At 68.4% G+C, this 19,537-nt stretch carries 16 protein-coding genes; 7 read left to right on the top strand and 9 right to left on the bottom strand.

Features of this window, described 5'->3' with window-relative positions; genetic code table 11:
• Positions 1-32: 32 nt before the first annotated feature.
• Together kch and HWX25_RS03245 are read right to left on the bottom strand one after the other, a co-directional pair.
• Positions 33-1,208, bottom strand: coding sequence for a voltage-gated potassium channel protein (kch, locus tag HWX25_RS03250; protein WP_175907051.1), 1,176 nt, complete (start codon positions 1,206-1,208; stop codon positions 33-35).
• A gap of 124 nt (positions 1,209-1,332) precedes the next feature.
• A complete protein-coding gene (locus tag HWX25_RS03245; RefSeq protein WP_059819023.1) occupies positions 1,333-1,974 on the bottom strand; it encodes a LysE family translocator in 642 nt (213 codons plus the stop codon).
• A gap of 285 nt (positions 1,975-2,259) precedes the next feature.
• On the opposite strand from HWX25_RS03245, the gene HWX25_RS03240 reads away from it, so the two are divergent.
• On the top strand, positions 2,260-2,742 hold the full coding sequence (locus HWX25_RS03240) for an Lrp/AsnC family transcriptional regulator (protein ID WP_006755380.1): 483 nt from the start codon (positions 2,260-2,262) through the stop codon (positions 2,740-2,742).
• A gap of 644 nt (positions 2,743-3,386) precedes the next feature.
• On the opposite strand, the gene HWX25_RS03235 is transcribed toward HWX25_RS03240, so the two are convergent.
• On the bottom strand, positions 3,387-5,039 hold the full coding sequence (locus HWX25_RS03235; RefSeq protein WP_175907049.1) for an IclR family transcriptional regulator C-terminal domain-containing protein: 1,653 nt from the start codon (positions 5,037-5,039) through the stop codon (positions 3,387-3,389).
• Positions 5,040-5,217: 178 nt separating this feature from the next.
• Between HWX25_RS03235 and HWX25_RS03230 the strand changes: the two genes are divergently transcribed.
• Both HWX25_RS03230 and HWX25_RS03225 read left to right on the top strand, forming a co-directional pair.
• Positions 5,218-6,177: an MBL fold metallo-hydrolase gene (locus HWX25_RS03230; RefSeq protein WP_059525310.1), complete on the top strand. Its 960-nt coding sequence runs from the start codon at positions 5,218-5,220 to the stop codon at positions 6,175-6,177.
• A gap of 182 nt (positions 6,178-6,359) precedes the next feature.
• On the top strand, positions 6,360-7,727 hold the full coding sequence (locus HWX25_RS03225) for an MFS transporter (protein WP_175907047.1): 1,368 nt from the start codon (positions 6,360-6,362) through the stop codon (positions 7,725-7,727).
• A gap of 141 nt (positions 7,728-7,868) precedes the next feature.
• Here HWX25_RS03225 and HWX25_RS03220 read toward each other — a convergent pair whose 3' ends face one another.
• Positions 7,869-9,647, bottom strand: coding sequence for a sensor domain-containing diguanylate cyclase (locus HWX25_RS03220; RefSeq protein ID WP_244138726.1), 1,779 nt, complete (start codon positions 9,645-9,647; stop codon positions 7,869-7,871).
• Positions 9,648-9,917: 270 nt separating this feature from the next.
• Positions 9,918-10,718 (bottom strand): SDR family oxidoreductase, encoded by an 801-nt coding sequence (locus HWX25_RS03215; protein WP_175907043.1) that lies wholly within the window; start codon positions 10,716-10,718, stop codon positions 9,918-9,920.
• Positions 10,719-10,858: 140 nt separating this feature from the next.
• Here HWX25_RS03215 and HWX25_RS03210 point away from each other — a divergent pair, with 140 nt between their 5' ends.
• Positions 10,859-11,818, top strand: a complete 960-nt coding sequence (locus HWX25_RS03210) for a GlxA family transcriptional regulator (RefSeq protein ID WP_175907042.1) — start codon at positions 10,859-10,861, stop codon at positions 11,816-11,818.
• A gap of 74 nt (positions 11,819-11,892) precedes the next feature.
• On the top strand, positions 11,893-13,041 hold the full coding sequence (locus HWX25_RS03205; RefSeq protein ID WP_175907041.1) for an epoxide hydrolase: 1,149 nt from the start codon (positions 11,893-11,895) through the stop codon (positions 13,039-13,041).
• Positions 13,042-13,157: 116 nt separating this feature from the next.
• Here HWX25_RS03205 and HWX25_RS03200 read toward each other — a convergent pair whose 3' ends face one another.
• Together HWX25_RS03200 and HWX25_RS03195 are read right to left on the bottom strand one after the other, a co-directional pair.
• Entirely contained in the window at positions 13,158-13,649 is a 492-nt protein-coding gene (locus HWX25_RS03200; RefSeq protein WP_059450233.1) for a 2,4'-dihydroxyacetophenone dioxygenase family protein, read from the bottom strand.
• 99 nt (positions 13,650-13,748) lie between these two features.
• Positions 13,749-14,714 carry a LysR family transcriptional regulator gene (locus HWX25_RS03195; RefSeq protein ID WP_244135178.1) on the bottom strand — a complete coding sequence of 322 codons (966 nt, stop codon included), beginning with the start codon at positions 14,712-14,714 and terminating at the stop codon, positions 13,749-13,751.
• A 105-nt stretch (positions 14,715-14,819) separates the two neighbouring features.
• Between HWX25_RS03195 and HWX25_RS03190 the strand changes: the two genes are divergently transcribed.
• Both HWX25_RS03190 and HWX25_RS03185 read left to right on the top strand, forming a co-directional pair.
• Positions 14,820-16,178: an aspartate aminotransferase family protein gene (locus HWX25_RS03190; protein WP_175907039.1), complete on the top strand. Its 1,359-nt coding sequence runs from the start codon at positions 14,820-14,822 to the stop codon at positions 16,176-16,178.
• A gap of 50 nt (positions 16,179-16,228) precedes the next feature.
• A complete protein-coding gene (locus HWX25_RS03185) occupies positions 16,229-17,746 on the top strand; it encodes a CoA-acylating methylmalonate-semialdehyde dehydrogenase (RefSeq protein ID WP_175907038.1) in 1,518 nt (505 codons plus the stop codon).
• Between the two features lie 132 nt (positions 17,747-17,878).
• On the opposite strand, the gene HWX25_RS03180 is transcribed toward HWX25_RS03185, so the two are convergent.
• Together HWX25_RS03180 and HWX25_RS03175 are read right to left on the bottom strand one after the other, a co-directional pair.
• Positions 17,879-18,253: a hypothetical protein gene (locus HWX25_RS03180; RefSeq protein ID WP_059468071.1), complete on the bottom strand. Its 375-nt coding sequence runs from the start codon at positions 18,251-18,253 to the stop codon at positions 17,879-17,881.
• A gap of 344 nt (positions 18,254-18,597) precedes the next feature.
• Positions 18,598-19,530, bottom strand: coding sequence for an AEC family transporter (locus HWX25_RS03175; protein WP_175907037.1), 933 nt, complete (start codon positions 19,528-19,530; stop codon positions 18,598-18,600).
• Positions 19,531-19,537: the final 7 nt, after the last annotated feature.

Raw genomic sequence — 19,537 nt, 5'->3', positions numbered from 1 at the left:
GATTGTACCGGCCGCACGCCGGCCGGCACCGGTCACGCGGCGGCGTCGGTGCCGAACAGCAGGTGCGAGATCACCGACTTGTCGACCGGTTCGTCGTTGAGCGTGCTGGCGAGCAGTTCGCCCGCGAGCTGCTGCGGCGAGAACACCATGTCCGGCTTCAGCAGGCGCAGCCGCTCGAGGTTGCGTTGCTGGTTCACGAGCGCGACGGTACGCACCGTCGATGCGATCTCGCGGATCGCGAGGATGATGAACGCATTCTCGGCATCGTCGGAGCGCAGCGCGAGCACCGCGCGGGCCGTGGCCGCGCCGGCGCTTTCCAGCACCGCGTGGTCGGTGGCGTCGCCGACGATCAGGTCGGTCGCGCCCGCATAGTTGTGCTCGACGCCGGCCGGCACGATGACGGTCACGGCGTAGCCGCGCTTGCGCAGCCCGTCGTGCACTGCATGCGCGACGGGCGTCGCGCCGACGATCAGGAAATGATGCTTGCGGATCACGTTCGAAATGCCTCCCTTGACGATCCGTTTCAGGCTGCCGCCGATCACCGGCCCGATGACCGCGCTGATCGACGTCGCGAACACCGTGATGCCTAGCACGATCACCGACGCGGTGAACAGGCGCGCGGTGGGTGCGTGCGGCACGATGTCGCCGTAGCCGACCGTCGACATCGACACGATCGAGAAGTAGACGGCCGTGGCGAGGTCGTGGACCGGCGGCGTGAATTCGTCGCCGAGATACAGCACGCCGAAGGTCGCGTAGATCAGCAGCGACACGATGCTGAGCAGCGCGAACAGGCTGCTCGCGGCGACGCTCGCGCGGTCGAAATGGCGCCAGTAGCAGATCAGCGTGACGGCGAGGACGGCCGTGTACACGAATACCGCGTTGCTGCGGTAGCCGCCGAGGATGCTGATCGCGGCGGCCGCGACCAGCAGCAGGATCGACAGCACCCACGCGACGCGGGCACGCAGCACGATGCCGATGGCCATCGTCGCGAGGCCGGCCGCGACGACGACCTGCGGCAGCACGACGAGGCCGGCATTGTCGACGAGGTTCAGCGCATCGGTGAGCCAAGCATGATGCGCGCCGAGCTTCGCATGGGCGACGACGGGGCGCAGCACCATCAGTGCATCGAGCGCGAGGAGGAGAGCGAGATACCCGTGCAGGCCGATCGGCGCGAACAGGCGCCGCAGGCGGGTAGTGACGTGCTTCATGCAATCGCCCGGGCGAGCCGGGCATGTCCAACGAACCAGCCGCTACCCTAAAGCATTCGGCGATCCGCTGCTTTTTCGCGGGGCACGGGGCTGACCCGGCACCCGCGCGTGAGGCCGCCCGGTCTCAGTTCCAGCCGGCCATGATCGCGCCCATGCCGACCAGCAGCCCGCCCGTCACGCGATTCATCGCGCGCATCCGCGCCGGACGCTGCAGCGCACGGCTCAGCCGGTGCGAGAAGAGCGCCATCGACGCGACGCCGCCGGCGAACAGCAGCGCGAAGGACGTCGCGAGCAGCAGGAACTGCGCGTTCAGGCTCCAGTCCGCGTTCGGAACGATGAACTGCGGAAAGAACGACGGAAAGAACAACAGCGTCTTCGGATTCAGGCCGGAGGTAGCGACGCCGCGCCAGAACAGCGCGCGTTCGCTGTCATCGGATGTGGTGCTGCCGGGTTGGGCCGACGTGGTGGACGCGGCGATCGGCGTGCGGCCGAGCCATTGCTTGCAGCCGAGCCACACGAGGTAGGCCGCGCCGGCCCAGCGCAGCACGTTCAGCGCGTGCTCGTCGAGACGGACCAGCGAATTCAGGCACAGCGCGGTCAGCGCGAGCTGCAGCAGCACGGCGAGCGTGCCGCCCCATACGCACGGCAGCGCGCGGCGCCAGCCGGTGCGCAATGCCTGGTTCATCGTGAGGAGGTTGACGGGGCCGGGGGCATAGATGAGGACGGCGGACGCAGCGAGGAACGACAGATAAAGCCTGAACGACATGACGGGATGTGCGAAAAACGATGGATCAGGCGCCGGCCCGTGCAGCCGGATAGGCGCGCGGGAGGCGGGACACCGCATGCCTGCGTGTCCGGCGCCGCAACTCGTGATTGCGGCCGGGCGTCCCGGCGCGAAGGGGTTGTCGCGGGGAGCGTGCCGGACAACAGGCATGGAGAAAATGTATCAAGCGGGCCGGTTAAAAGGATTCCTGTTTTCCAGCAAAACGCACCCGAAACCGGAATCCTGTTCAGATAGAATGCCGATTTTCAGTAGAAGATTCTTTTCATCATGGCTACCCGCGAACGCACGCCGAAAACCCTCGACAACCAGGACCGCAAGATCCTCGGTGCACTGCAAAAAAATGCGCGTCTGTCGAACGCAGAACTGGCCGAACAGATCGGCATGTCGACCACCGCATGCTGGAACCGCACGCGGCAGCTCGAGCTCGACGGTTACATCGACGGCTACGTCGCTCTGGTCAACCAGCGCATGCTCGGCTACGCGGACATCGTGATCCTCGAAGTCACGCTCGATCGCCACGAGGACGACGCGCTCGCGCGTTTCGGCGCCGAACTCGCGGCGCTGCCCGAAGTGCTCGAGGCCTACCTCGTGTCGGGCGAATACGACTACTGGATCAAGGTCGCGGTGGACGGCACGGCCGGCTACGAGCGCTTCTTGCGCGAGAAGCTGTACAGGATTTCGAGCATCCGCCACAGCCGCTCGATGTTCGCGCTGCGGTGCATGAAAGACGTGCCGTCGATCCAGGTGTGACGACAGGGGGAGACGGCACGCGGATCGTCGTGACGACGAGATTCGCGGGTGTGCCGGAGAGGAGCGGCAATCGGGCTGTCGCGTCGAATGGGCGCGGCCCGGAGCCGGAAACAGGCGGGAAATGCCTGCGGGGCCGGAAAACGGATGAATCTTCCGTCGGCTTTTGCGGCGCTCATCCGCCACGCCGATGCCGGGTGCGGCGGCCTTACGGCGCGCGTCCCGGCAGGCGGGTCAGACGGATGATGTGACGCTGCGCTCAGCGCGGCAGGCGTGCGTGCGCTTCAGCGATGACTTCGCAGTTCTCGAGGTGCAGTGCCCATGCTTCTGCAAGCAGCTCGCCAACACGTGCGAGCCAGCCAGCGGATTGGGTGGAACGATCGGAGACATTAGACGTTTGCATGACGAAGCCCCATGTAGGTGGCGAGTTAGGGATAACCCTAATCATAGAGGAACGTCACCGTGCTGTGAAATGCGATTTCGTTATATGAGAATTACTGACAATTTGTGTTGCTGCTGCGCAACATGAATTGCATCTGCTTCCGCGTGGCGGACGCGCGTGACGAAGCCGTGGCGAGCACGGCCTCGCATTGACGGGCGGAAGGGGAAGTCAGGCGCGGAGAAAGGGCGCGGCGGCGGGGCGGCGCTTACCCGCCGATCCATCCGAAGCGCCACGACAGGCGGCGCGTCGCGGCGCGCAGCGCATGCGCGAGTTCGCTGTCCGGCCCGCGCGGGAAGCCGCGCGACGAGCCGATGATGGCGATCACGAGCCGGATGCTGCCGGTGTGATCGAACACGGGCGCGGCGATCGTCCCGATGCCCGGCACCGGCGCATCGAACGCGAAATCGAGCGCGTCCGCGCGGATCGTCGCGAGCCGCGCGCGGAACGCGTCGTCGACCTGCGTCGCGCGGCCGGCGAGGCGCACCGGCTCGTCGGCCAGCAGGCCGGCCAGCACGTCGTCGGACATGCCCGCCGCGAAGATCCGCCCGATCGCGGTATTCACGAGCGACATCACGGTGCCGACCTGCAGGCTCACATGTTGCGGCCGCGCGGATTCCTCGAGACGAATCACCGTCGGCCCGAGCGGCCCGAGCGTCGCGGCCGCCACGCTCATGTCGGTCGCGGCCGCCAGCGCGACGATCTCGGCTTCCGCATCGCGCGTCGGCGACACGCGCTGCATCGCGATCAGGCCGAGCGCCTGGGCGAGCGGCCCGCCGCCGAAGCAGCCGGCGTCGTCGCGGCTCAGCAGGCCGATCTTCTGCAGGCTCACCAGATGCGGAAACGCCTTCGCGGCCGGCATGCCGGCCGCCGCCGCGAGATCGCGCAGCGGCAGCGCACGGCCCGCCGACACGAGCGCCAGCAGCAGTTCGCCCGTGCTGTCGAGTGCGTTGATGCCGCGCTGCGCTTTCGTATCGTCGGCGAGCGCGGGCGGCATGCGCTGCGTGGCCGGCGGCATGCCCGGCGCGACCGGCGGGGCATCGCGTCCCGCGCCGAGCGAGGCGGTGGCTTGCCGTGCCGCATCGCGCAGCGCCGTCGCGATCGGGCCGTCCCAGCCGACATCGATCGATCCGGTCGAGCCGATCACCGTCAACGCGAGTTGCAGGCGTCCGTCCGCGTCCAGCACCGGCACGCACATCGCGCTGACGCCGGGGCTCGGCCGGTCCACGCCGCGCTCGATCCCGCGCGCGCGGATCGCGTCGAGTTCGGCCTGCCACGCGCCGGCGTCGGACGTGGGCTGCACGCCTTCCGCGCCGGCGAGCGTGTCGCCGGCGCCGGCCTGACTGGCCGCCATCGCGTCGAGCTGGGCGGGGTCGCCGAACGCGCGGAACACGCGGCCGGTCGCCGTCGTGTCGAGCGACATCACCGATCCGACGTGCAGGTTCACGTGCAGCGGATAGCCGCCGTGCTCGATGCGCACGATCGTGGGCCCGAGCACGCCCGGCACCGACAGCGCCACGCTCAGGCCGACCGCTTCCGCGAGCCGCGCCGCGTGCGGCAGCGCCGCGCGATAGGCCGGCTGGCGTTCGATCGACATCAGCCCGAGCCGCAGCGACAGCGGCCCCGGCTCGTAGTTGCCCGTGAGCGCGTCGCGTTTCACGAGCGCGAGCCGCGTCAGGCTGACGAGATAGGTGTGCGCCTGCGCGGTCGACAGCTCGGCCGCGGCCGCCAGCTCCGACAGCCCGAGCGGCTTGCGCCGGCGCGCGAGCGCGTCGAGCAGCCGGCCGCCGACCTCGACGCTCTGGATTCCGCGCTGCGCCTTGGGCGGCGCGTCGTCCGCGCTGACTTCGTGGTTCTGCACGCGATGATTCTTCCGTTGACGAAACCCCGCATGGTATCCGACGCCATTTGACGCGCCAGCCCGCAGGTTTACCCGTATTGGACAATAGCAAGCGCATTTGTCATTGACAAATAATCGACGCGGGCAGATGATCCGCCTCACTCCCCTCAACACATGGCTCGCAGCCACGGAACGCAACATGGCCAAAGCATTCGCCTCCCAAGCCGATCTGGAAGAGAAGAAAGTCACCTGGACGCAGCTGTCCGAGAACGCGTACGCGTACACCGCCGAAGGCGACCCGAACTCGGGCGTGATCATCGGCGACGACAGCGTGCTGATCGTCGACACGACCGCGACGCCCGCGATGGCGCAGGACCTGATCGCGAAGATCCGCAGCGTGACCGACAAGCCGATCAAGCACGTCGTGCTGTCGCATTACCACGCGGTGCGCGTGCTCGGCGCGTCCGCGTATTTCGCCGAAGGCGCGCAGCACGTGATCGCGAGCCGCGGCACGTACGAGATGATCGTCGAGCGCGGCGAGGCCGACATGAAGTCGGAGATCGAGCGCTTTCCGCGCCTGTTCGCGGGCGTCGAGACGGTGCCGGGCCTGACCTGGCCGACGCTCGTGTTCGAGCGCGAGATCACGCTGTTCCTCGGCAAGCTCGAAGTGAAGATCATGCACGTCGGCTCGGGCCACACGAAGGGCGACACGATCGTCTGGCTGCCGTCGCAGAAGGTGTTGTTCTCCGGCGACCTGGTCGAATACGACGCGGCCTGCTATTGCGGCGACGCGCAGCTCGAACAATGGCCGGCCACGCTCGAGGCGCTGCGCGCGCTCGGCGCGGAAAAGCTCGTGCCGGGCCGCGGCCCCGCGCTGTTGAACCCGGCCGAGGTCGACAAGGGCCTCGACTACACGAAGGATTTCGTGACGACGCTGCTCGCGCAGGGCCGCAAGGCCGTCGAGCGCAAGCTCGACCTGAAGGCGTCGATGGCGCTCACGCGCGAAGCGATGGATCCGAAGTTCGGCCACGTGTTCATCTACGAGCACTGTCTCCCGTTCGACGTGTCGCGTGCGTTCGACGAGGCGAGCGGCATCACGCATCCGCGCATCTGGACCGCGCAGCGCGACAAGGAAATGTGGGACGCGCTGCAGGACTGAGCGGCTCACCGCGGCGCGGCGTCCAGGCGGGCGCCCCGCCGTTTTTCTGACGGCGCCTGAACGACGGCGGCATTGGGCCGCGGTTCGGGGCGCCGGCTTCCGGTCTCACAAGAAAGCAGGGCGCACGTACGCCCTCGGAGACTGCTGCGCGCTCGAATCGCGCGGCCCGTTTGGAGAGAGACATGCCCCAATCGCTTCCCGCCGAAGCGACGATCGCGCACGCGAGTGTTGCGACGTCGCCTTCCGCATATGAATCCACACCGGCGTCGGACGCCGGCGACGCGCTGCTGTTCCGCAAGATCGCATGGCGGATCGTGCCGTTCCTGTTCCTCTGCTACGTCGTGTCGTTTCTCGACCGCATCAACATCGGCTTCGCGCAGTTGCAGATGAAGCACGACCTCGGCTTCAGCGATGCGATGTACGGCCTCGGCGCCGCGGTGTTCTACGTCGGCTACGTGTTCTGCGAGGTGCCGAGCAACCTGCTGCTCGCGCGCTTCGGCGCGCGCCGCACGTTCACGCGGATCATGCTGTTGTGGGGCATCGCGTCGACCGGGATGATGTTCGTGTCGCAGCCGTCGCATTTCTACGTGCTGCGCTTCCTGCTCGGCGTGTTCGAGGCCGGCTTCTTTCCCGGCATCGTGCTGTACCTGACCTACTGGTTTCCGGCGAACCGTCGCGCGGCGGCGATCTCGGTGTTCTTCGCGGGCGTCGCGGTGGCCGGCGTGCTCGGCGGCCTGATGTCGGGCTGGATCATGCGCGACATGAGCGGCGTGCTCGGATTGCACGGCTGGCAATGGATGTTCGCGATCGAAGGTGCGCCGGCGATCGTGCTCGCGTGCTTCGCGTTCGCGTATCTGGTCGACCGGCCGCAGGACGCCGCGTGGCTCACGTCCGACGAAAAGGCGCGCGTCGCCGCGCTGTGCGGCGACGGCCGTGCGCATGGCGCGCACGACACGCGCAGCCTGGCGGCCGCGCTCGCGAACCCGCGCGTCTATCTGTTCGCGTTCATCTATTTCTCGCTGACCTGCGCGTCGCTGACGCTCAATTTCTGGATGCCGCTGATGATCCGCGATTTCGGCGTGACCGACGTCGTGGCCGTGAGCCTCTACACGGTCGTGCCGAACGCGGTCGGCGCGGTGGGACTGATCCTGATCGCGCGCCGCTCGGACCGCACCGGCGAGCGCCGCAAGCATTTCGCGTGCTGCACGATCGGCGGCGGGCTCGCACTCGCGGCGCTGACGCTGCACCTGCACAGCTTCGCGGCGATGCTCGCGTGCCTGTCGATTGCGGCGACGCTGATCTTCGCCGCGCTGCCGATCTTCTGGGCCGTGCCGACCCGCTATCTGTCGGGCAACGCGGCCGCGGCCGGGATCGCGCTGATCAGCAGCATCGGGATCACGAGCGGCATCGTCAGCCCGTGGGTGATCGGGCTGATCCGCACGCGCACCGGCAGCATGGATCTCGCCGTGTATCTGCTGGCCGCGCTGCTCGCGCTGAGCGGCGCCGCGCTGATGCTCGGCGTGAAGGGCGAACCTGCGCGGCGGGCCTGAACCACGGCCGGGCGATGATCGTGATCGCGCGGCGCCCGGACCGCAAGCGCGAGCGTCGCTGGCACGTCGCCGCGTGCGCATTCGGCGGCGCGGTCGCGCGCGCGTCGCGTTGATCGGGGGATGCGCCGGCGCGGTGCGCGGCTAGGGGCGATACACCTCGACCCGGTTGCGGCCGCGTTCCTTCGCGACATACAGCGCCTTGTCCGCGCGCGACAGCGCCTGGTACGCGCCGAAGTCGGACGTCCGCATCGCGTCGATGCCGATGCTGACGGTCAGCGCCAGCACTTGGTCCTCGTGCACGAGCCGCGCGTCGGCCGCGCGCTGCTGCACGCGCAGCGCGAGCGCGCACGCCGCATCGATCCCGGCGTGCGGCAGCACGATCGCGAATTCCTCGCCGCCGATGCGCCCGACGATGCCGTCCGGCCCGATTTCCGCGAGCAGCAGCCGCGCGAAATGCCGGAGCGCGCGATCGCCGACCGGATGTCCCCAGCGGTCGTTCAGCGCCTTGAAGTGGTCGAGATCGAGCATCAGCACCGCGGCGTCCTGGCCGGTGGCGCGCACGCGGCGCAACGCGGCTTCGCCTTGCCGCATGAACGCGTGGCGGTTCGACAGCTGGGTCAGGTGATCGGTCGTCGCCATCCGGTGCAGCTCGGTCTCGATGTGCTTGCGCTCGGTCGCATCCGTGATGAAGCCGTGCCAGACCGTGCCGCCGTCCGGCGTGCGTTGCGGGCGCGCGTCGCCTTCGCGCCAGCGCATCCCCTGATCCGGCAGCAGCACGCGGTATTCGAGCCGCCACGGCGTCAGTCGCTCCGCCGACGCCAGCAGCGACTGGCGGTACGCGACCAGGTCGGCCGGATGAATCCGGGTCTCGACCGCGTCCGCGTCGCGGGAGATCTGCTCGGGCGTCAGTTCGTAGATGTCGCGCACGCCCGCGCTCGCGTACGAAAAGAATCGGCGACCGTCGGCGGTCTGCCGCAGCTGGAACACGAGACCGGGGACCTGGTCGGTCAGGTTCGTCACGAGTGTGACGGAGTCGCTCAGCCGGCCGGCGAGTTCGCGCAGCGCGGTGATGTCCGTGGTCGTGCCGACCATGCGCAACGCACGCCCGTTGTTGTCGCGGGCGATGACCTTGCCGCGGCTGCAGATCCATTTGTACGTGCCGTTCTTGCAGCGGATGCGGTGCTCGACCGCATAGCTGTCGGTGCGGCTTTCGAAATGCGCGAGCATCGCGGCCTTCACGTCGGCGACATCGTCCGGGTGCAGCCGTTCGTACGCATCCTCGATCCGGCTCGTCAGTTCGTGGGGCTCGTAGCCGAGCAGCGCCTTCCAGGCCGCCGAATAATGGATCTCGCCGGTTTCCACGTTGCGGTCCCACATGCCGGTGCCGCTTTCGGTCAGCGCGAGCGTGGTCAGCGCGCTGCGTTCTTCTATGCCGCCGAGCCGTTCGTGCAGCGCGGCCTGTGCATTCGCGCGGGCGATCGCGTGTTCCGCGAGCGTGGCCAGGTCATGCAGGAAAGCCCGTTGCGCGGCGTCGAGCATCAGGCCCGCGTCGCCGACGATACACAGTGCGCCAGGTGTGGTGCCGTCGGCCGCAATCAGTTCGCAGGCCGTGACGACGTGCGGCGCGTCGAGCGGGAGCCCACTCGCCTCGGGTGTGATGAATCGGCGGTCGGACGCCGAGACGCGCTCGACACGCGGCGGGAAGTGCACGGCAGGCAGCGTGGCGGGCAGCGTTCCGTCGGACGCCGCCACGCGCTGCGTGCCGGCTTCGGCGAAAGTGACGAACGCGCCGGCCGTGCCGACATGCGCGCGGGCGAGCCGGCACACGGTCTCGAGTTCTGGCAACGGCGCGAGCGCCGGGCGATCGTCGGCGGGGACGCGAGAGGAGCCGGGTGTGTCGCCGGCCCCGGAGGTGAACATTCGGAACCGCATGGTCGAATTCCGCGACGGTCGATTGCGCCGATCATCGGACGAATGTCGCGTGGCGCTGCTTCGGGAGTTGCAATCGCGAAGCTTATCGTCGCGGAAAATGCGTGGCAAGCGGGGTGAAACCGGCTTTGGCGGGAACGCAACGCAGGGTCCGGAATGCGTCGCGGCGTCGACGGCTGCGGTGGCGCAAGCGCCGTCGACGCGCTTCGATTCGCAAGCGTCGCGCCCGGACAGCACGGGCGCGACGCGGGTACTGCGCGACTAGCGCGCAACCGTATAGCGCGGCGCCGGCGAATCCGTCGACAGGTGCGGCGCCATCGTGCGGCGCGCGGCCTCGTACGCATCCCATTCGCCGGCCGCGTGCAGCGACGGAATCGACACGAGTTCGCCGCGATCGAAGCCGACCAGCGCCGCGTCGACGAGGTCGGACGCCGACATCACGATCTCCTTCGGCAGGTGTTCGAGCGGCAGGCCGCCGGTCTGCCAGAACTCGGTCGCCGTCGCGCCTGGCAGCACGGCCTGCACCTGCACGCCTTGTTCCGCGAGTTCGTGGTGCAGCGACTGGCTGAACGCGAGCACGAATGCCTTGCTGCCGCCGTAGACGCCGTTGAGCGTTTCCGGCGACAGGGCGACGATCGACGAGATGTTGATCACGGCGCCGCGGCCGCGCGCGACGAAACCGGGCACGGCGGCATAGGTCAGGCGCGTGAGCGCGGTCACGTTCAGGTCGATCATCCGCGTCATCGCGTCGACGTCGCTGTCGAGCAGCGGCGCGTGCGTGCCGACGCCCGCGTTGTTGACGAGCAGCGTGATGCTCGCGTCCTGCTTCAGCTTCGCCTCGACGGCGGCGAGCGCCGCGCGGTCGTTGAGGTCCGCGCCGACGATCTCGACGCTGCGCTGCGTGTCGTTCGTGATGCGCTCGGCGAGCGTGGCCAGCCGGTCGCGGTTGCGCGCGACCAGGATCAGGTCGTAGCCGCGGCGCGCGAGGCGATCCGCATAGATCGCGCCGATGCCGGACGATGCGCCGGTAATGACGGCGGTACCGCGATGTGCTTCAGTCATGATGTCGCTCCATGTCGAGGAAAGGGTGAGTGCGTGAAGGCATTCTGGCCTCGAATCGCGGCGACACAAATGACGTAGATGGGTATGATTTCGGACATCGGGCCGGTCGTCACGATCATGCCCCGCTACTGGAGATACGCATGCACCGCATCGGTTTTCTGATCAGCGACGGCTTCCAGATCATGGCGCTCGCCGCGCAATCGGTGTTCGAGTACGCGAACATGATCGCGGGCGAGCCGTTCTATGTGATGGACAACTATTCCGTCGACGGCGGCGGCGTGCCTTCGTCGCTCGGATTGCCGGTCGCGACGCGCGCGCTGCGCGGGCGGATCGACGTCGATACGTGGATCGTCGCGGGCGTCAACGATCCGCTCGCGTCGCCGGCGCCGGCCGGCGTCGTCGCGTTCCTGCGACGCGCGAACGCGCGCGCGCGGCGCATCGCCGGCATCTGCACGGGCGCGTTCGTGCTCGCCGAGGCCGGGCTGCTCGCGCAGCGCCGCGCGACGACGCACTGGGCGTACGGACGCGGCATGCAGCAGCAGTTTCCGGACATTCGTGTCGAGGAGGACCGGATCTACATCGTCGACGGCCCGATCTGGACGTCCGCCGGGATGACGGCCGGCCTCGACCTGGCGCTCGCGATGGTGGAGAAGGATCTCGGCGCGGACACCGCGCGCTCGGTCGCGCACAAGCTCGTAATGCATCAGCGCCGTGCGGGCGGACAGTCGCAGCATTCGGAAATGCTGGACCTCGCGCCGAAATCGGACCGGATCCAGAACGCGCTCAACTATGCGCGGCGGAATCTCGGCCGCGCGCTGACCGTCGAGGAACTGGCCGACGCCGTCCACCTGAGTCCGCGCCAGTTCAGCCGCGTGTTTACGCTCGAAACTGGGCAGTCGCCGGCGAAGGCGATCGAGCGGCTGCGGCTGGAAGCCGCGCGGCTGATGATCGAGCAGAGCCGGCATTCGCTCGATGTGATCGCGAAGGAGAACGGTTTCCGCGACCGGCGCCACCTGCGCGATGCGTTCGTGCGCGGCTTCGGCGTGCCGCCGCAGGCCGTGCGGCGCGACGCGCGGGCGGACGAGCGCGAAACGGGCTGACGCTCGCGGGCGCGCCGCCAGCGCGGGTCGGAAAAATCGCGCAGAATCTCCGGCATTCCTCGCGAGGAGACACCATGCACGCCGCCCCGTTCAGCATTGCGATTCCCGATCACGCGCTCGATGACCTGCGTCGGCGCCTGCGCGACACGCGCGCACCGGTGCTGACACCCGCCGCGCCGTGGCAGCAGGGTGTGGATGGCGCGTGGCTGCACGAACTGGTTGCGTACTGGCGCGAGGGCTTCGACTGGCGGGCGGCGGAGCGTGCGCTGAACCGGCAGCCGCAGTTCGTCGCGGACGCAGACGGGCAACGCGTGTATTTCATCCATCGGCGTGGGGCGGGGCCGAAGCCGTATCCGCTCGTCATCACGCACGGCTGGCCGGGCTCCGTACTCGAATTCGACGCGCTGATCGATCGCCTGTGCGATCCGGCCGCGTTCGGCGGCGATCCGCACGACGCGTTCGACGTGGTCGCGCCGTCGCTTCCCGGCTTCGCGTTCTCGCCCGCGCCCGCGGCACCCGGCATGTCGGCATTTCAGGTCGCCGACCGCTGGGCGACGTTGATGTCCGGGCTCGGATATCGTCGCTTCGGCGCGCAAGGCGGCGATCTCGGCGCGGGCGTGTCGATTGCGCTCGGCGCGCGACATGCCGACGTGGTGAACGGCATCCATCTGAACTACCTGCCCGGCAACTACGAGCCGCCGACCGACGCGGCTTCCCCGCTGACCGAGGACGAACGCGCCTTTGTGACGCAGCGTGGAGAGTGGGTTGCGCTGGAGGGCGGATACGCGCACGTGCACATGACGAAGCCGCAGACGCTGGCCGTCGCGCTCAACGATTCGCCAGCCGGGCTGGCCGCATGGATCGCCGAGAAATTCCGCACGTGGAGCGATTGCGACGGCGACGTCGCAAAGCGGTTTTCGCACGACACGCTGCTGACCGGTATCTCGCTCTACTGGTTTACCGGCTGCATCGGCTCGTCAATGCAGATGTATTGGGAAAACCGGCTGCAGCCGATGCGCTTCGCGGCCGGGCAGCGCGTGGCGGTGCCCGTCGCATTTGCGCGCTTTCCGAAGGAAATCAGTCGTCCGCCGCGCAGCTGGCTCGAACGCGTGTTCGACGTCGTGCAGTGGACCGACATGCCGAGCGGCGGCCATTTCGCCGCGATGGAGGAGCCGGAACTGCTGGCCGACGATATTCGCCGATTTTTCCGGCGCTTTCGGTAATGCCGCCGGGGGCGGCTTGGGTGGTGAAGTGCGCCGGCAGTCATTCATGCGCGTGTTGGCGAGTGCCGGCGCCGTGCGGATCGTGATGCGACGATGTCGCCCGTCTTGCCGCGCGATTACCGTGTGACGAACGGCGCCGCATCGTGCGGCGCGGTGCGCGCATGCTTGCGCTGGCGCAGCAGCGCGACGCGGCAATTCTCGCGCGCGGTCTCGCGGCCGTCGTCGTCGAGCAGCACCAGATCGCCGCGCATCACGTTGAGCGTAATCACGTCGTCGCCGGGTGCGCCGAGCGTTTCCGGCGTATGCACCGACCCGGCCGGTTCGAGCACCGTCGAGCCGGCCTGCGCGATCCACTCGTATTCGCGGTAGCGCCACGCACCCTGCAGCGTATGGACGAAGACCTCGCCATCGTGGCGATGGCGCGGCAGCGTGCCGCCGGCCGGCATCTTCAGCAGCGCGGTCAGCGTGTCTTCCGCCGCATTGATATGCAGATACTTGATCGCGAGCCCCGGCAGGTCGGCGCTCATCGGCAGCCATGGCAGCGCGTCGCCGGGCAGGCACGAAATCGGCGGCAGGTCGGTCGGGAGCGGGGCGGACGGCTGCGTCATGGCGGGAGGCGAGCGGAAACGGGAAGTGCGCATTATCGCAGAGCCGGATCGGGCCGCAGCCTCTGGGCGGACGGCGCCGCCCGCGAAACCTGAACGCGGCTACGCGTCGCTGCCGTCGTCGCCCGGCCATGCCACCGCATGTGCCGCTTCGAGGCACGACTGGAACAGCAGCGCTGCCCGAGTCGGTCGCGGCGAGCGCCGCAGCAGGCTCACGAACCGGCACCGGTAGTTGAAGCGGTGCGGCGCGATCGGCTGCATCAACCCCTTGTTTTCGAAGCTCTCCGCGTAATGGTCGGGCAGGAAGCCGAGATAGCGGCCGGACAGGATCAGCGTCGCGATCGATTCCTGGTCCGATGCCGTCGCGCTGCGCGTGAGCTTCGCGCGATGGCTCAGCTCCATGTTCGGCGAATGGAAGCCGAGGCCGGCGAACGCGTGGTTGCGGATCGTCGTCCACGTGAGCTTGCCGTGCGGCGCGTCAAAGAGCGGATGCTGGCGGCCGCAGTACAGCAGCATCCGTTCGTCGAACAGTTCCGAATACACGAGGCTGCCCGAGCTGCGGTGCGCGGGGATGATCCCGACCTGATAGCTGCCGTCGATGATCCCGCGCTCGACCTCGTTGATCGACGCGACATGCAGGTTCAGCGCGACGTCGGGCGCTTCGTCCGTGAACTGGCGGATCGCGTCGCCAAGCCGCGCGTTCGGGTTGGTGGCGGTCTTGTCGAATACGGCGACGTGCAGTTCTCCGCCCATCTTGTCGTGAATGCCATCGATCCTGCTGCGAAATGCCTCCATCGACGCAAGCAGTCGCAAGGTTTCCTCGTACACCGTCTGTCCCTCGGCGGTCAGCGTGAAGCCCGCGCGGCCGCGCCGGCACAGCACGAGGCCGAGGCGCGTTTCCAGATCCTTCACGTGCCGGCTGATCGTCGAGATGCCGATATTCAGCTCGAGTTCGGCCGCCGCCATCCCGCCGCACTGCACGACGCCCTTGAAGACCCGCAGCAGCCGCAGATCCATGTCGCTGAGCTGCCCGAGCAGCGCGCGGCTCTTCGGTTTCTTTGCTTGCATAATTGCGCAAGTGAACATTGATATTGCGATATTGAAGAGACTAATTGGCCTCCCGACAATGCGCAACATCATCACAAGAAGGAGGGGCGCGCCGCGCCGACCGACATGACCGACACGATCACCGCCAGCCAGCAGGACGAGACGAACCTCCGCACCGACGCCGCCTGGCTCGACGCCCACTGGATGCCGTTCACGGCGAACCGCCAGTTCAAGTCTGATCCGCGCATGATCGTGTCGGCCAAGGACGCGTATTTCACGGATGGCGAAGGCCGCAAGATCTTCGACGGCCTGTCGGGCCTGTGGTGCACGGGTCTCGGTCACGGCCGCACGGAAATCACGGAAGCCGTGAGCCGCCAGGTCGCGCAGCTCGACTACGCGCCGGCGTTCCAGTTCGGTCATCCGAAGTCGTTCGAGCTTGCGAACAAGATCAAGGACCTGACGCCGGCCGGCCTCGACTACGTATTCTTCACGGGCTCGGGCTCGGAAGCGGCCGACACGTCGCTGAAGATGGCCCGCGCGTACTGGCGCGCCAAGGGCAAGGGCACGAAGACGCGCCTGATCGGCCGCGAGAAGGGCTATCACGGCGTGAACTTCGGCGGCATCTCGGTCGGCGGGATCGGGCCGAACCGCAAGCTGTTCGGCCAGGGGATCGACGCCGACTTCCTGCCGCACACGCAACTGGCCGAGAACAAGTTCTCGCGCGGGATGCCCGAGCACGGCGCCGATCTGGCCGACCGCCTGCTCGACCTGATCGCGCTGCACGACGCATCGAACATCGCGGCCGTGATCGTCGAGCCGTTCTCGGGTTCGGCGGGCGTGGTCGTGCCGCCGAAGGGCTATCTGAAGCGCCTGCGCGACATCTGCACCGCGCACGACATCCTGCTGATCTTCGACGAAGTCATCACGGGCTTCGGCCGTGCCGGCGCGATGACGGGCGCCGACGCGTTCGGCGTGGTGCCGGACATCATGAACTTCGCGAAACAGGTGACCAACGGCGTGCAGCCGCTCGGCGGCGTGATCGCGACGAAGGAAATCTACGACACGTTCATGGCCGCGGGCGGCCCCGAATACATGCTCGAGTTCCCGCACGGCTACACGTATTCGGCGCACCCGGTCGCGTGCGCGGCCGGCGTCGCGGCGCTCGACCTGCTGGTGAAGGAAGACGCGGTGGCCCGCGTGCGCGATCTCGCGCCGCATTTCGAGGCGGCCGTGCACGGGCTGAAGGGCCAGCGCCATATCACGGACATCCGCAACTATGGGCTGGCGGCCGGCCTGACGATCGCGGCGCTGCCGGGCGAGCCGGCACGGCGCCCGTACGAGATCGCGATGCGCTGCTGGGCGAAGGGTTTCTACGTGCGCTACGGCGGCGACACGATCCAGCTCGCGCCGCCGTTCATCTCGGAAAAGCGCGAGATCGACAACCTCGTGAACGCGCTGTCCGACGCGCTGAACGAAGTGAACTGAGCGCGGCCCGTGCTGCGCGACAACCGAATTCACGAGACAGAGCCAGAAACATGAAACACGACAGCAATGTGACCTCCACCGTCGGCCATCTGATCGACGGCAAGCGCGTCGACGGCGGCAGCCGCGTCCAGCCGGTGTTCGACCCGGCCACCGGCGAATCGCACAAGAGCGTCGCGCTCGCCGACAAGCTGACCGTCGAAGCCGCGATCGCGTCCGCGCAGGCCGCGTTCCCGGCGTGGCGCAACACGCCGCCGCTGAAGCGCGCACGCGTGATGAGCCGCTTCAAGACGCTGCTCGAGGAGCATGCGGACGAGCTGTGCGCGCTGATCACCGCCGAGCACGGCAAGGTGCTCGCCGACGCGATGGGCGAATTGCAGCGCGGCATCGAGAACGTCGAATACGCGACCTACGTGCCCGAGTTGTTGAAGGGCGAGCACAGCAAGAACGTCGGCCCCGCGATCGATTCGTGGAGCGAATTCCAGGCGCTCGGCGTCGCGGCCGGCATCACGCCGTTCAACTTTCCGGTGATGGTGCCGCTGTGGATGTGGCCGATGGCCGTCGCGTGCGGCAACACGTTCGTGCTGAAGCCGTCGGAGCGCACGCCGTCGTCGACGCTGCGCATGGCCGAGCTGGCGCTCGAGGCCGGCCTGCCGCCGGGCGTGCTGAACGTCGTGAACGGCGACAAGGAAGCGGTCGACACGATCCTGACCGACCCGCGCGTGAAGGCGGTGAGCTTCGTCGGCTCGACGCCGATCGCCGAATACATCTACGCGACCGGCTGCGCGCACGGCAAGCGCGTGCAGGCGCTCGGCGGCGCGAAGAACTTCGCGGTCGTGATGCCCGACGCCGACATCGGCAACGCGGTGAACGCGCTGATGGGCGCCGCGTACGGCTCGTGCGGCGAGCGCTGCATGGCGATTCCGCTGGTCGTCGCGATCGGCGACGAAACGGGCGACAAGGTGATCGACGGCCTGAAGGCCGAGATCGCGAAGATGAAGGTCGGCCCGGGCGACGGTGCGGGCGTCGACATGGGGCCGCTCGTCACGAAGCAGCATTTCGAGAAGGTGACGGGCTTCGTCGACGCGGGCGTGGAAGCGGGCGCGACGCTCGTCGTCGATGGCCGCGGCGTGAAGGTCGACGGCCACGACGGCGGCTACTACCTCGGCCCGTGCCTGTTCGACAACGTGAAGCCCGGCATGCCGGTCTATCAGCACGAGATCTTCGGGCCGGTGCTCGGCGTGATCCGCCTGAAGTCGCTCGACGAGGCGATGGCGCTGATCGACGCGCACGAATACGGCAACGGCACGTGCCTGTTCACGCGCGACGGCGAAGCGGCGCGCTACTTCAGCGACAACATCCAGATCGGCATGGTCGGCATCAACGTGCCGCTGCCGGTGCCCGTCGCGTATCACTCGTTCGGCGGCTGGAAGCGCTCGCTGTTCGGCGATCTGCACGCGTACGGCCCGGATGCGGTGCGCTTCTACACGAAGCGCAAGACGATCACGCAGCGCTGGCCGTCGGCCGGCGTGCGCGAAGGGACGGTGTTCAGCTTCCCGTCGAACCGCTGACGCGTGATCCGGCCGCGACGTGACGCCATGCGGCCGGCGTAAAGACGCACAGGCCCGCCCCGGTCGACGACCGGGGCGGGCCTTTTCACACGTGCGGCGGCCGTGCCGACACCGAAGACGGGGAAGGCACGTTTACGGCGCGACCACGTGCCACATGTTCTTGAAGTTGTCGCCGTTGCGGTCGCCCTGTTTCATGTCCTTCGCGAAGAAATACAGCGGCTTGCCCTTGTAGGCCCATTGCGGGCTGCCGTCGTCGCGCTTGACGATCGTGTAGGGGCCGACCGGGACGTCGGTCGCGCTGGCCTTGTAAGGCGGCCAGATCGATTCGCATTGGCCCGTGCAGGCGCTGGTGCCGGCGTTGGGCTTGTCCTTGTCGAATGCGTAAACGGTCATGCCGTTCGCGGCGACGAGCGCGCCGTTTTCGACCTTGGTGATCGAGCCTTGAGCCGAGGCTGAAACGGACGCCATGGCGAGCACGGCGGAGCTGACGAGCAGCACGGCTTTCATGATTACCTCCTTGTGGTCCGGTGGGCGGCGCAGCCGCACGCATGGCCGGGCGTGCGCGCGACTGCGGGGAATGGTGCCGGAACGCGGCGCCGTGGCCGCCGGTGCGAGCGACGTGAAGTCGAATGGCGGAGGCACGGACCCGCTTCATTCACCATAGGCGGTTTTTGGCGGGGCTGCGAGAAGAACGGGGGGCGCATCGGCGATGCGTGTATCTCGCGCAACGACGCGGCGGTTGCACCCGTGCGGCGGGATTTGCCATCCGTCCCCGAACCTTCGTGAGTCGAACGGGCCTCCTGCGGCCGCGCTCCCTCGACAGGTCAGCGACGCGCCGCAATGCCGGGCCGTCAGCGAAACACCGGCGCCGACGCGAGCGCCGTCAGCACGGCCGGCATCGCGAGCGCGGCGGCGATCGTCTGGAACGCGGTGATGCCGGCCATCAGCGGCGCGTCGCCGCCGAGCTGGCGGGCCATGATGTACGACGAGGACGATGTCGGCAGCGCCTGGAACAGCAGCGCGATGGTCAGCGCGGCATCGCCGAGCCCGAACAGGCGGCCGGCCGCGAGCGTGGCGAGCGGCATCGCCATGAACTTGAACGCCGACGCGATGCACATCGGCTGCATCCATTCGCGCGCCGCGTCGAACTTCAGCGCCGCGCCCACGCACAGCAGGCCGAGCGGCATCGAGGCGGCGCCGAGCGCGCGCACGGCCGGTTCGACGGCGGCCGGAAACGCGATGCCGGCGACCTGCATCGCGATCCCCAGCGCGCACCCGACGACCAGCGGATTCGACAGGATCTGGCGCACGAGCGCCCACGCGCCGAGCCGCGTGTCGCCGTAGCGCGCGAACACCAGCACGCACATCAGGTTCACGGTCGGCACGATCGCCGCGACGCACACGGCCGCGAGCGCGATTCCGTGCGCGCCGAAGAGTCCGGCGGCGAGTGCCGTGCCGACATAGTTGTTGAAGCGCACCGCGCCCTGGAACACCGACGTGAACCCGGCGCCGTCCACAGAAACGAAGCGGCGGACCAGCAGCAGAAGCGCCGCGACGAGCACGGTCGAACCGACCAGCGCCGCCGCGAGCGGCAAGACGGGCAGTGCCTGCAGCCGCGCATTCGCGAGGCTGTTCGCGAACAGCGCGGGCAGCAGCACGTAGTAGCAGAGCCGCTCGGCGTGCGGCCAGAACGCATCGCCGATGAAGCCCGTGCGCCGGAGGCCGTGGCCGAGCGCGACCAGCAGCGCGACCGGCGCCAGCGCGAGCAGGATCGGGCCGATCATCGACGCG

The sequence above is a fragment of the Burkholderia sp. BCC1640 genome, from assembly GCF_902833125.1.
GTDB lineage: Bacteria > Pseudomonadota > Gammaproteobacteria > Burkholderiales > Burkholderiaceae > Burkholderia > Burkholderia diffusa.
Note: the sequence above shows the minus strand (reverse complement) of the source record. Positions and strands in the feature narration are given on the sequence as shown.